This window comes from Burkholderia sp. JP2-270, assembly GCF_003233675.1.
Taxonomy (GTDB): domain Bacteria; phylum Pseudomonadota; class Gammaproteobacteria; order Burkholderiales; family Burkholderiaceae; genus Burkholderia; species Burkholderia pyrrocinia_C.
Map to the genome: position 1 here is coordinate 2,431,677 of NZ_CP029824.1, position 13,037 is coordinate 2,444,713.

Below are 13,037 nucleotides of genomic sequence, written 5' to 3' on the forward strand. Positions count from 1 at the left end.
CATGGTGCGTGGCGAACGTCAGTTGCGGTTGCCGCCGAAGATGCCGAGCAACGCGAGCAGGTTCGTGAACACGTTGTACAGGTCGAGGTAGATCGCGAGCGTCGCCGAGATGTAGTTCGTCTCGCCGCCGTTCACGACGCGCTGGACGTCGAACAGCATGTACGCCGAGAAGATCGCGATCGCGAGCACCGACACGGTGAGCATCAGTGCCGGCAGTTGCAGGAAGATGTTCGCGACCGACGCGAGCAGGATCACGATCACGCCCATGAACAGCCACTTGCCGAGCCCCGAGAAGTCGCGCTTGCTGACGGTGGCGATCGTTGCCATCGCGGCGAAGATGATGCCGGTGCCGCCGAACGCGAGCATGATCAGCGACGGGCCGTTCGAGAAGCCGAGGATGAAGCTCAGCAGCCGCGACAGCATCAGGCCCATGAAGAACGTGAAGCCGAGCAGCACGAACACGCCGGCCGCGCTGTTCTTCGTCCGCTCGATCGCGAACATGAAGCCGAACGCGATCGCGAAGAACGCGAGCAGGCTCATCATCGGGCTCGTGGCCGCGAACAGCGAGAAGCCCGTCGCGACGCCGACCCAGGCGCCCAGCACGGTCGGCACCATCGATAGCGCGAGCAGCCAGTACGTGTTCCGCAGCACGCGGTTGCGAACCTCGGCGGTGCTGACGGAACCGCCGCGACCGAAATTGTACGGATAGTCGTTCATGGTTTCTCCTAACATGGAACGCGTGGGCGTCCGGGGCCGGTTCGGCGCGCGCGGTGTGCGGCGCAGCAAACCGGAGCAGCTATGGCTAAGATACGTTCCGCGTCGCGAGGTTTCAATGGCTGCGCGGCGCAAAACATATGGATTCAGAACCTTTCACGCGTGTAAGGGTTCAATCGCAATGATACACGGGATCGTGCTACAATAGCGGATTCATTTGAACCTGTAACTTCTTAATTTCTTGGAGTTTTTATGGCAATCGAGCGCACCCTGTCGATCATCAAGCCGGATGCGGTGGCAAAGAACGTGATCGGCCAGATCTACAGCCGTTTCGAAGGCGCCGGCCTGAAGATCGTCGCATCGCGCATGGCACACCTGTCGCGTGCTGACGCAGAGAAGTTCTACGCGGTTCACGCAGCGCGTCCGTTCTTCAAGGATCTCGTCGATTTCATGATCTCGGGCCCGGTGATGATCCAGGTTCTGGAAGGCGAAGGCGCGATCCTGAAGAACCGCGACCTGATGGGCGCAACGGATCCGAAGAAGGCGGAAAAGGGCACGATCCGCGCCGACTTCGCCGACAGCATCGACGCGAACGCCGTGCACGGCTCGGACGCAGCTGAAACGGCTGCCGTCGAAATCGCGTTCTTCTTCCCGGAAATGAACGTTTACTCGCGTTAAGCTCTGGCTGGCAGCAGGTAGGCAGGATTCAGCGCACGCGGCAAGGCAGCACATCATGACGAGCGAAACTTCCGTCAATCTTCTCGACTTCGATGCCGAGGGTCTTGTCGCGTACTGCGGCAGCCTCGGCGAGAAGCCGTTCCGCGCCAAGCAGTTGCAGCGCTGGATCCACCAATACAACGCCGGCGATTTCGACGGCATGACCGATCTCGCGAAGTCCCTGAGGGAGAAACTCAAGGGCCGCGCGTCGATCGTGATGCCGGATATCGCCAGCGATCACGTTTCCACCGACGGCACGCGCAAGTGGCTGATCGACGTCGGAAACGGCAATGCGGTCGAAACCGTGTTCATCCCGGAAGAGACGCGCGGCACGCTGTGCGTGTCGTCGCAGGCCGGGTGCGCGGTCAACTGCCGCTTCTGTTCGACGGGCAAGCAGGGCTTTTCCCGCAACCTGTCGACAGCCGAAATCATCGGCCAGCTACGGATGGCCGAATTTGCGTTGCGAGCGTCGCTGGGCCGCGCGCCCGGCCCGAACGGCAAGGCCGAACGGGTCGTCACCAACGTGGTGATGATGGGCATGGGCGAGCCGCTCCTGAATTACAGCGCGGTCGTGCCTGCGATGCGGCTGATGCTCGACGACAACGCGTACGGCCTGTCGCGCCGCCGCGTCACGCTGTCGACGTCCGGTGTGGTGCCGATGATGGACCGCCTCGGCGCCGAGCTGCCGGTCGCGCTGGCCGTTTCGCTGCACGCGCCGAACGATGCGCTGCGCGACGAGCTGGTACCGCTCAACAAGAAGTATCCGCTTCGCGAGCTGATGGCCGCGTGCCAGCGCTATCTGAAAGTCGCGCCGCGCGACTTCATTACGTTCGAATACTGCATGCTCGACGGCGTCAACGACACCGAGGCGCATGCGCGCGAACTGCTGGCCGTCACGCGTGACGTGCCGTGCAAGTTCAATCTGATCCCGTTCAATCCGTTTCCGGAATCGGGCCTCATCCGCTCGAAGCCGGAGCAGATCAAGCGCTTTGCACAGGTCCTCATCGACGCGGGTGTCGTCACGACCGTGCGCAAGACGCGCGGCGACGATATCGATGCCGCGTGCGGCCAGCTGGCCGGCGCGGTGAAGGACCGCACGCGCCTCGCGGAACGAACGGGCGCAGCAGCAAAAATCATCGAAGTTCGGGCGGTTTGACGGGGGCGCCTAGCCGAGGATGCCCGAACCTCTTGGCGGTACAACACGCGAATAGCGATCGGTCGCGGCGCCACGGCGCCGCGCATGGTATGAACAGTTGCGGGTGCCGGCCGGCGGGAGCCGGCGGCGGCCGCCAGTGAAGAAGAATCGACGCGAGGACAAGGATGAGTGAGCCGCAGCCGACTAACGGCGCAGAGACGAATGCCGCAAGACCGGCACCGGCGGGACTGGAATCGCTGGCGGCAGTCGGCAGCAGGCTGGCGCAGCTTCGGGAGACGAAGGGCTGGACGGTCGACGACGTATCGGCGCGGCTCAAGGTCGCACCGCAGAAGCTTCGGGCGCTCGAGGCCGGCGACATCAGTCATTTGCCCGGCGTGACGTTCGCGCTCGGTGTCGTGCGCAGCTACGCGAAGATGCTCGGCGTCGACCCGGAACCGTTCGCGCAGGCGCTGCGCCGCGAGCGCGGGGTGCCGGAAGTCGATCTGTCGATGCCCGCATCGTCGGGGACGGATCTGCCACGCGGCCGCGTGTCGATTTCGCTGGGCGGCTCGTCGCACCACCACCCGTGGCTATGGGGCACGGCGATCGTCGTCGTCGCAGTGGTTGCCGTACTGATGTGGCACACTGGCGGCGATTCGTCGAGCCTGCTCGCGCGCTTCAAGGGCGGCGACGCGGAGCATGCGTCGGCTGCGAGCGCGTCGGCGGCATCGTCGTCTTCCGTCGAAGAGGCGGCCGCGCACGGCACGTCGGCCGTAGCAGCCAATGAGGTTCCGGCCCCGGCCGCTGCATCTGCCGCCCCGGCACAGATTGCGTCCGCTGTCCCGGCGCCCGCGGCTCCGGTCGCGGCGGCTGCATCGCAGCCCGTCGTGGCAGCGACGGCCGCGAGTGCCGCTACGCCGGCCGAGCCGGCGAGTGTCGCGGTTGCGGCTGGCCAGTCGATGGTCGAACTGAAGGTCAAGCAGGATTGCTGGTTCAGCGTGCGCGACAAGAACGGCAAGGAGCTGTTCTCGGCACTGGTGCGGGCCGGCGAGACGAAGCAGGTCGCCGGCGACGGGCCGTTCAAGGTCACGATCGGCAACAAGGCAGGTCTCGACTCGGTCGCGTTCGACGGGAAACCTGTCGATCCGGCAAAATATTCGGCGGCGCGGGGTAATGTGGCGCGGTTCACGTTGCCCTGACGTCAAGCGCCGTGGCGAAGGCCTGTCGTCGATATCGGCAGGCCGTGATGGCACGGCGCTTTTTCAATTCATGCGCCGCGTTGCGGCGCATTCCGCGTAAATGGATCTATCGATGCAATCCGAAGCTCAATCCCCACGCAGCAGTCAGATTTGTTCAACCGAGCCGGTGTTCGGCGGGCATCAGCCGCGCCGCGTGTCGCATGCGGTGGATGTTCGTTGGGGCGGGCAGCTCGTGACGATCGGCGGCGCCGCGCCGGTGCGCGTGCAGTCGATGACGAATACCGACACGGCCGATGCGATCGGCACCGCGATCCAGATCAAGGAACTCGCGAACGCGGGCTCCGAGCTGGTGCGTATCACGGTCAACACGCCGGAGGCCGCGGCCGCCGTGCCGGCGATCCGCGAGCAGCTCGACCGGATGGGCGTGACCGTGCCGCTCGTCGGCGATTTCCACTACAACGGCCACCTGTTGCTGCGCGACTACCCGGGCTGCGCGGAGTCGCTGTCGAAGTACCGGATCAACCCCGGCAACGTCGGTCAGGGCGCGAAGCGCGATACGCAGTTCGCGCAGATGATCGAGGCCGCGGCCAAATACGACAAGCCGGTGCGGATCGGCGTGAACTGGGGCAGTCTCGACCAGGACCTGCTCGCGCGCATGATGGACGAGAACGGCGCGCGTTCGCAGCCGTGGGACGCGCAAAGCGTGATGTACGAGGCGCTGATCCAGTCGGCGATCGGTTCGGCCGAGCGTGCGGTCGAGCTGGGTCTCGGCCGTGACCGCATCGTGCTGTCGTGCAAGGTCAGCGGCGTGCAGGACCTGATTGCCGTGTACCGCGAACTCGGCCGCCGCTGCGGCTTCGCGCTGCATCTCGGGCTGACCGAGGCGGGCATGGGCTCGAAGGGCATCGTCGCATCGACGGCCGCGCTCGGCGTGCTGCTGCAGGAAGGGATCGGCGACACGATCCGCATCTCGCTGACGCCGGAACCGGGCGCGTCGCGCACGGGCGAGGTCATCGTCGGCCAGGAAATCCTGCAGACGATGGGCCTGCGCTCGTTCGCGCCGATGGTGATCGCGTGCCCGGGCTGCGGTCGTACGACGAGCACGCTGTTCCAGGAACTCGCGATGCAGATCCAGAACTACCTGCGCGAGCAGATGCCGGTCTGGCGCAAGGAGTACCCGGGCGTCGAGAAGATGAACGTCGCGGTGATGGGCTGCATCGTCAACGGCCCGGGCGAATCGAAGCACGCGAACATCGGCATCAGCCTGCCGGGTTCGGGCGAAAACCCGGCCGCGCCCGTCTTCATCGACGGCGAGAAGGTCAAGACGCTGCGCGGCGAGCGGATCGCCGAGGAATTCCAGCAGATCGTCAGCGACTACGTCGCACGCAACTATGGCCGCGCCGACGCGGCAGTGAACTAATTCGTCAACACACACGATGACTGAACAGAAACGCAAGATCGAGAAACTCACCGGCGTCAAGGGCATGAACGACATCCTTCCGCAGGATGCCGGCCTGTGGGAATTCTTCGAAGCCACCGTGAAATCGCTGCTGCGCGCATACGGCTACCAGAACATCCGCACGCCGATCGTCGAACACACGCAGCTCTTCACGCGCGGCATCGGCGAAGTCACCGACATCGTCGAGAAGGAGATGTACAGCTTCACTGACGCGCTGAACGGCGAGAACCTGACGATGCGCCCGGAAAACACCGCGGCCGTCGTGCGCGCGTCGATCGAGCACAACATGCTGTACGACGGCCCGAAGCGCCTGTGGTACATCGGCCCGATGTTCCGTCACGAGCGTCCGCAGCGCGGCCGCTACCGCCAGTTCCACCAGGTCGGCGTCGAGGCGCTCGGTTTCGCGGGTCCCGATGCGGATGCCGAGATCATCATGATGTGTCAGCGCCTGTGGGATGACCTCGGCCTGACCGGCATCAAGCTCGAGATCAACTCGCTCGGCCTCGCCGAAGAGCGCGCCGCGCACCGCGTCGAACTGATCAAGTACCTCGAGCAGTTCGCCGACGTGCTCGACGAGGACGCGAAGCGCCGCCTGTATACGAACCCGCTGCGCGTGCTCGACACGAAGAATCCCGCGCTGCAGGAGATCGCTCAGAACGCGCCGAAGCTGATCGACTTCCTCGGCGACGAATCGCGCGCGCACTTCGACGGGCTGCAGCGCCTGCTGCTCGCGAACAACATTCCGTTCAAGATCAACCCGCGTCTCGTGCGCGGTCTCGACTACTACAACCTGACCGTGTTCGAGTGGGTGACGGACAAGCTCGGCGCGCAGGGCACGGTCGCGGCCGGCGGCCGCTACGATCCGCTGATCGAGCAGCTCGGCGGCAAGCCGACCGCCGCGTGCGGCTGGGCGATGGGCATCGAGCGCATCCTCGAACTGTTGAAGGAAGAGGATCTGGCACCCGAGCAGGAAGGCGTCGACGTGTACGTCGTGCACCAGGGCGAGACCGCTCGCGAACAGGCGTTCATTGCGGCGGAGCGGCTGCGCGACACGGGCCTCGACGTGATCTTCCACTGCAGCGCCGACGGCGCGCCGGCGAGCTTCAAGTCGCAGATGAAGCGGGCCGATGCAAGCGGCGCGGCATTCGCGGTGATCTTCGGCGAAGAAGAGGTCGCGAACGGCACGGTGGGCGTGAAAGCACTGCGCGGTGCAGGCGAAGACGGGGAAAAGAACGTTCAGCAGACCGTACCGGTCGAAAGCTTGACCGAATTCCTAATCAATGCGATGGTTGCATCCGCCGAAGACGGCGACGACTGATCGCGCTGGCAATCGCTCGACAAGAAAGGCCTGAACAGGAAGGAATCGCTCGCCGATGAGTTATCACGACGAACAAGAATCGATTGAAAGTGTCAAGGCGTGGTGGGCCCGCTGGGGCAACCTCACCACGTGGATCGTGCTCGCGGCGCTCGTCGTCGCGGCCGGTTTCAACGGCTGGAACTACTGGCAGCGCCGTCAGGCTGCCGAGGCGTCCGGGCTGTACGAGCAGGTCCAGAAGGCCGCCGCCGCGAACGACAAGGCGACGATGGCTCGCGCGGCCGCCGACATGGAAGACAAGTTCGGCAGCACGCCGTATGCGCAGATGACGGCGCTGGCGGCCGCGAAGGTGCTGTATGCGGCCGGCGACTCCACGGGTGCGAAGACTCAGCTGCAATGGGCCGTCGATCACGCCAAGGACGACGAGTACAAGCAGATCGCGAAGCTGCGTCTCGCATCGCTGCTGCTCGACGAGAAGGCATACGACGCGGGCCTCGCGCTGCTGTCGGGTACGCCGCTCGATGCATTCAAGGGCCTCGTGGCCGATCGCCGCGGCGATCTGCTTGCCGCGCAAGGCAAGACCGACGATGCGCGCGCCGCTTACAAGCTGGCGCTCGACGGCCTGTCGAAGGACGACCAGTCCGCGCGCCAGCTCGTGCAGTTCAAGCTGGACGCGCTCGGCGGCTGAATCCCGGTCCCCTCAACCTCTTAACTCTGCTTCGCTAACCGATGAATTTGCTGAAACGTTACGCTGTGCCCGTTGCCTGCGCGGCGGCTGTCCTGGCATTGGCGGCCTGCTCGTCGTCGAAGGATGCACGCCGCGTGCCGACGCCGCTCACCGAGTTCAAGCCCGTGATGGACGTGCAACAGGTCTGGAAGGCGAGCGTCGGCAAGGGCGGACGCTACCTGTTCTCGCCGGTGGCCGTGGGCGACGCCGTCTACGCGGCGGGCGAAAACGGTTCGGTCGAGAAGATCGACGCGAAGACGGGTCAGACGATCTGGCGCTCGAAGGTCGATTCGGACCTGTCGGCCGGCGTCGGCAGCGACGGCAACCTGACCGCGGTCGGCGCGTTGAAGGGCGGCGTGTTCGTGCTGGGCCCGGACGGCAAGCCGCTGTGGAAGACCAGCGTGCAGGGCGAGATCTTCTCGCCGCCGCTCGTCGGCAACGGCCTCGTGGTCGTCCGCACGATCGACGGGCAGGTGATCGCGTTCAACGCGCAGACGGGCGAACAGAAGTGGAACTATCGCAACCGCGCGGTGCCGCTGAACCTGCGCGTGTCGGCCGGCATGACGTTCGCGGGCGATGCAGCGGTGCTGGCGGGCTTCCCGGGCGGTGGTCTCGTCGCGATCAACCTGCAGACGGGCGAGCCGTTCTGGCAGACCCCCGTGTCGTTCCCGAAGGGCGTGACCGAGGTCGAGCGCATCAATGACGTCAGCGGTCCGCCGACGCTCGTGGGCGCGCAAGCCTGCGCGGTGACGTTCCAGGGTCAGCTCGGCTGCTTCGATGCGAACTCGGGCCGCCCGCTGTGGGAAAAGGCGTTCTCGAGCCGCAGCGGCCTCGCACAGGACGATTCGGTGGTTGCCGGCGGCGACGACTGGTCGGTCGTGACGGCGTACGACGCGGCGTCGGGCAACCAGCTCTGGCGCAACGACAAGCTGAAGAGCCGCGACGTCGGCGTGCCGTACCTGCTCGGGCATGCGCTCGTGATGGGCGACTACCAGGGCGTCGTGCACTTCCTGTCGCGCGAAGACGGCAGCTTCATCGCGCGGATGAAGACCGACGGCAGCGCGATTACGGCCGCACCGGTCCTCGCGGGCAATACGCTCGTCGTGCAGACGAAGGACGGCGGCCTGTACGGGTTCCGTCCGCGCTGACGCGCACGAAACCTGCGCGGCCGTGGTGCGGCGGGCTTGTCCCGCGCGCCCTGGCCGCGCGACATGAAGGCGGCCGGTGTTCCCGGCCGCTCGGTATTTGAAAGGCAGTTCGAGACGAAAGACGACGGCGCGCAACACGCGCCCGGCGCGCGCATCCGGCGCGGCGCGAATTCGTGATATTTTCATTCAGCGCAGCCGCCCGCAGCAGCGGGCCTCCCGCTGCTGCGCTTCACCGTAGAAAACATAGATGAAACCGGTCATTGCCCTCGTTGGGCGCCCCAATGTGGGGAAATCCACGCTGTTCAACCGGCTCACGCGCTCGCGCGATGCGCTGGTTGCCGACTTGCCGGGCCTGACGCGCGATCGCCATTACGGCGAAGGGCGCGTCGGCGAGCGGCCGTACCTGGTCGTCGATACGGGCGGCTTCGAACCCGTCGCGAAGGACGGCATCCTGCACGAGATGGCGCGCCAGACGCGGCAGGCGGTTGAAGAGGCTGACGTCGTCGTGTTCATCGTCGACGGCCGCAACGGGCTCGCGCCGCAGGACAAGTCGATCGCCGACTACCTGCGCAAGACCGGCCGGCCGATCTTCCTCGTCGTCAACAAGGCCGAGGGGATGAAGTACACGGCGGTCGCGACCGACTTCTACGAGCTCGGGCTCGGCGACCCGCGCGCGATCTCGGCCGCGCACGGCGACGGCGTGACCGACATGATCAACGAGGCGCTGGAAGTCGCATACAGGGACCAGCCCGAAGAGGAAGACGAGAACGACCCGTCGCGCGGCATCAAGATCGCGATCGTCGGCCGGCCGAACGTCGGCAAGTCGACGCTCGTGAACGCGCTGATCGGCGAGGACCGCGTGATCGCGTTCGACATGCCGGGCACCACGCGCGATTCGATCTACGTCGACTTCGAGCGCAACGGCAAGAAATACACGCTGATCGATACGGCCGGCCTGCGGCGCCGCGGCAAGGTGTTCGAGGCGATCGAAAAGTTCTCGGTCGTGAAGACGCTGCAGTCGATTTCCGACGCAAATGTCGTCATTCTTCTTCTGGATGCGCAGCAGGACATTTCCGACCAGGACGCGCACATCGCCGGCTTCGTCGTCGAGCAGGGCCGCGCGCTCGTGATCGGCGTCAACAAGTGGGACGGGCTCGACGAGCACGCACGCGATCGTGCGAAAGCGGATTTGACCCGCAAGCTGAAATTCCTCGACTTCGCGAAATCGCACTTCATTTCGGCCGCGAAGAAGACGGGCATCGGCACGCTGATGCGCTCGGTCGACGACGCGTATGCGGCGGCGATGGCGAAGCTGCCGACGCCGAAGCTCACGCGCGCGCTGATCGAGGCCGTCGAGTTCCAGCAGCCGCGCCGTCGCGGCCCGGTGCGTCCGAAGCTGCGCTACGCGCACCAGGGCGGCCAGAATCCGCCGATCATCGTCATCCACGGCAACGCGCTCGACGCTGTGACGGAAACGTACAAGCGCTACCTGGAAAACCGGTTCCGCGAAACTTTCTCGCTGACCGGGACTCCATTGCGCATAGAGTTCCGTTCGTCGAACAATCCGTACGCGGACAAGAGCTGAAGCACGCCTGTTACACGTGTCCCGCAAGGGATAGGCCGCAAGGCCTATGCGCGGGGCGGGGCAGGCAAAATCGGCTATAGTGTAGCGATTGGCGCCGGATCTCTTTTTCTTCGCCGCCAATCCAGATCAACCTGCAAAAAAAGATGGAGTACGCCATGAGCAACAAAGGGCAATTGTTACAAGACCCGTTTTTGAACGCACTGCGCAAAGAGCACGTTCCCGTTTCGATCTACCTCGTCAACGGCATCAAGCTCCAAGGGAACATTGAATCGTTCGACCAGTACGTCGTGTTGCTCCGTAATACGGTGACCCAGATGGTCTACAAGCACGCCATCTCGACGGTCGTGCCGGCGCGCCCGGTGAATTTCCACCCGGACGCGGAAGCTTCGTCCTAACCTATCGCAGCGGCCGGCATCCGGTCGCCGCGAGCGACCGATGCCAGCCGCCTTATCTTGACACCCGATAATTTGATCAACGCAGCGCTCGTCGGCATCGATTTCGGCAAGACCGATTTCGAAGCCAGTCTCGAAGAACTCAGTCTTCTCGCCTCCAGCGCGGGGGCCCGTCCCGCCGTCACCCTCACGGGTCGTCGCGCCAGTCCCGATGCCGCGATGTTCATCGGCAGCGGCAAAGCCGAAGAACTGCGGCTTGCCTGCGACGCACACAACGTCGAAATCGTCATCTTCAACCACGCACTGGCACCGGCCCAGCAACGCAATCTGGAACGGGCACTTAACAGGCGGGTCGTCGATCGCACGAGCCTCATCCTCGATATCTTCGCGCAGCGCGCCCGCAGCCATGAAGGCAAGCTGCAGGTCGAGCTCGCGCAGCTTCAATACCTGTCGACGCGGCTCATTCGCGCATGGACTCACCTCGAGCGGCAAAAGGGTGGTATCGGCCTGCGCGGCCCCGGCGAAACCCAGCTCGAAACCGACCGCCGGCTGATCGGCGAGCGTATCAAGATGCTGAAGTCGCGGCTCGACCGGCTGCGCCGGCAACACAGCACGCAACGTCGGCAGCGCGCGCGCAGCGGCACGATGTCGGTGTCGCTCGTCGGCTATACGAACGCGGGCAAGTCGACGCTGTTCAATGCGCTGACGAAAGCGCAGGCCTACGCGGCCGACCAGCTTTTCGCCACGCTCGATACGACGTCGCGGCGCGTGTACCTCGGCGACGAGGTCGGCCAGATCGTCGTGTCGGATACGGTCGGGTTCATCCGCGAGCTGCCTCACCAGCTCGTCGCGGCGTTCCGCGCGACCCTCGAGGAAACGATCCACGCGGATCTGCTGCTGCACGTGGTCGATGCATCGAGTGCGGTCAGGCTCGAGCAGATCGAGCAGGTCAACGGCGTGCTGCACGAGATCGGCGCGGACACGATCCGGCAGGTGCTGGTGTTCAACAAGATCGACGCGGTGCCCGAGCTGGCGGCCCGCGGCGACGCGGTCGAGCGGGACGAGTATGGTAATATTTCGCGCGTCTTTTTGAGCGCGCGCACCGGTCAGGGTCTTGACGCGTTGCGTGCCGCCATCGCCGAGATTGCCTCCGCGGAACACCTTCCCAGCGCGATGTTACCCAGCGGCGCGCTTGACGGCGCGTCCGCTGAACCACACGAAGACCGCACGATTTCCGAACACGGGCGCTAACCGGTCCCGGCCGGTTCGCCGGCGTCTAATCTGGTGAACAAACTCTGGTGAACGAATACAACGAGCGGAGTACCTGGCGGCGGATGCGCGCCTTGCTGTCGATCAACGATCCCCGCTGGGGACGCGGCGAAGGCAATGGCAAAGACGGATCCCGTCCCCGTGCGAACGAATCGAAGCGTCCGCAAGGCGGCGACGGCGAAGGTCCGCCCGATCTCGACGAGATGTGGCGCAACTTCAACCGTCGCTTGAGCGGCCTTTTCGGCGGCAAGGGCGGCAACGGCTTCCGTCCCGACAACGGCCGGGCCGCGCGGGTCGGCGTCGGCATCGTGATCGGCGTGCTGGTCGCGGTCTACGCGGGCAGCGGGCTGTTCGTCGTGCAGGACGGTCAGACGGGCGTCGTACTGCAACTCGGCAAGCTGTCGGGCACGGTCGGCCAGGGCGTGCACTGGCGCGCGCCGTATCCGTTCGCGTCGCACGAGATCGTCGATACGTCGCAGGTCCGCTCGATCGAGATCGGCCGCAACAACGTCGTGCGTCTCGCGAACGTGAAGGAAGCGGCGATGCTGACGCGCGATGCCGACATCGTCGACGTGCGCTTCATCGTCCAGTACCGGATTCGTTCGGCAACCGATTACCTGTTCCGCAGCGTCGATCCCGAGCGCAGCGTGTCGCAGGCCGCGCAGGCCGCGGTGCGTGCGATCGTCGGTACGCGCAGCGCGGCCGACGTGCTGAACCAGGACCGCGACGCGCTGCGCGAGCAGCTTTCCGCCGCGATCCAGCGCGATCTCGACCGCTACCAGTCAGGGCTCGAAGTGACGGCCGTCACGATGCAGAGCGTCGCCGCACCCGAGCAGACGCAGGCCGCTTACGGTGAAGTCGCGAAGGCGCGCGACGAGCGCGAGGCCGCGAAGCGCGCCGCGCAGGCATACGCAAACGACCTGCTGCCGAAGGCGCAGGGCGATGCCGCGAAGCTCGTCGACGAAGCGAAGGCGTATTCCGATCGCGTGGTCACGGAAGCCGAAGGCGATGCCGATCGCTTCAAGCAGGTCTACGCGCAGTACTCGAAGGCGCCGGCGGTGATCCGCGAGCGGATGTACCTCGAGACGATGCAGGAAATCTATTCGAACGCGACGAAGGTGTTCGTCGGCAACAAGGGCGGCAACAGCGTCGTGTATCTGCCGCTCGACAAGCTCGTCGAGCAGGGGCGGCAAAACGCCGCGACGTCCACCGGCGCGACCGCGCCCGATGCGGCGTCCGCACCGGCGGCTGTCGCGCCGTCGGCAGCCGTACCCGCGAGCGCGGCATCGGCCGCCGCGGCGTCGGGCGGCGACGTGCTGCGATCGCGCGAAGGTTTCCGCAGCCGGTCGCGTGAAGACGATCTGAAGTAACGGGAGC

General features: G+C 65.4%; 12 protein-coding genes. 11 read left to right on the forward strand and 1 reads right to left on the reverse strand.

Translation table 11 applies throughout. The annotated features are described in order from the left end of the window. Positions 1 to 18: 18 nt before the first annotated feature. Positions 19 to 717, reverse strand: a complete 699-nt coding sequence (locus DM992_RS11555; RefSeq protein WP_006761414.1) for a Bax inhibitor-1/YccA family protein — start codon at positions 715 to 717, stop codon at positions 19 to 21. Between the two features lie 249 nt (positions 718 to 966). On the opposite strand from DM992_RS11555, the gene ndk reads away from it, so the two are divergent. The 11 genes from ndk (at position 967) to hflK (ending at position 13,030) form a co-directional block, all read left to right on the forward strand. After that, entirely contained in the window at positions 967 to 1,392 is a 426-nt protein-coding gene (gene ndk, locus DM992_RS11560; RefSeq protein WP_006478674.1) for a nucleoside-diphosphate kinase, read from the forward strand. Positions 1,393 to 1,447: 55 nt separating this feature from the next. Next, on the forward strand, positions 1,448 to 2,587 hold the full coding sequence (rlmN, locus tag DM992_RS11565; RefSeq protein ID WP_034181281.1) for a 23S rRNA (adenine(2503)-C(2))-methyltransferase RlmN: 1,140 nt from the start codon (positions 1,448 to 1,450) through the stop codon (positions 2,585 to 2,587). A 164-nt stretch (positions 2,588 to 2,751) separates the two neighbouring features. Continuing rightward, positions 2,752 to 3,765: a helix-turn-helix domain-containing protein gene (locus DM992_RS11570; protein WP_111016900.1), complete on the forward strand. Its 1,014-nt coding sequence runs from the start codon at positions 2,752 to 2,754 to the stop codon at positions 3,763 to 3,765. A 112-nt stretch (positions 3,766 to 3,877) separates the two neighbouring features. Further along, on the forward strand, positions 3,878 to 5,185 hold the full coding sequence (gene ispG / locus DM992_RS11575; protein WP_111017889.1) for a flavodoxin-dependent (E)-4-hydroxy-3-methylbut-2-enyl-diphosphate synthase: 1,308 nt from the start codon (positions 3,878 to 3,880) through the stop codon (positions 5,183 to 5,185). 16 nt (positions 5,186 to 5,201) lie between these two features. Beyond that, positions 5,202 to 6,542, forward strand: a complete 1,341-nt coding sequence (hisS, locus tag DM992_RS11580; protein WP_111016901.1) for a histidine--tRNA ligase — start codon at positions 5,202 to 5,204, stop codon at positions 6,540 to 6,542. 55 nt (positions 6,543 to 6,597) lie between these two features. Continuing rightward, entirely contained in the window at positions 6,598 to 7,227 is a 630-nt protein-coding gene (locus DM992_RS11585) for a tetratricopeptide repeat protein (protein ID WP_111016902.1), read from the forward strand. Between the two features lie 41 nt (positions 7,228 to 7,268). Beyond that, positions 7,269 to 8,414, forward strand: a complete 1,146-nt coding sequence (bamB, locus tag DM992_RS11590) for an outer membrane protein assembly factor BamB (RefSeq protein ID WP_111016903.1) — start codon at positions 7,269 to 7,271, stop codon at positions 8,412 to 8,414. Positions 8,415 to 8,661: 247 nt separating this feature from the next. After that, positions 8,662 to 9,999, forward strand: a complete 1,338-nt coding sequence (gene der / locus DM992_RS11600) for a ribosome biogenesis GTPase Der (RefSeq protein WP_111016904.1) — start codon at positions 8,662 to 8,664, stop codon at positions 9,997 to 9,999. 155 nt (positions 10,000 to 10,154) lie between these two features. Beyond that, a complete protein-coding gene (gene hfq, locus DM992_RS11605) occupies positions 10,155 to 10,394 on the forward strand; it encodes an RNA chaperone Hfq (protein ID WP_006399927.1) in 240 nt (79 codons plus the stop codon). Between the two features lie 72 nt (positions 10,395 to 10,466). After that, positions 10,467 to 11,642: a GTPase HflX gene (hflX, locus tag DM992_RS11610; RefSeq protein ID WP_204356116.1), complete on the forward strand. Its 1,176-nt coding sequence runs from the start codon at positions 10,467 to 10,469 to the stop codon at positions 11,640 to 11,642. A gap of 47 nt (positions 11,643 to 11,689) precedes the next feature. Then, positions 11,690 to 13,030, forward strand: a complete 1,341-nt coding sequence (hflK, locus tag DM992_RS11615; RefSeq protein WP_111016906.1) for an FtsH protease activity modulator HflK — start codon at positions 11,690 to 11,692, stop codon at positions 13,028 to 13,030. Positions 13,031 to 13,037 lie beyond the last annotated feature (7 nt).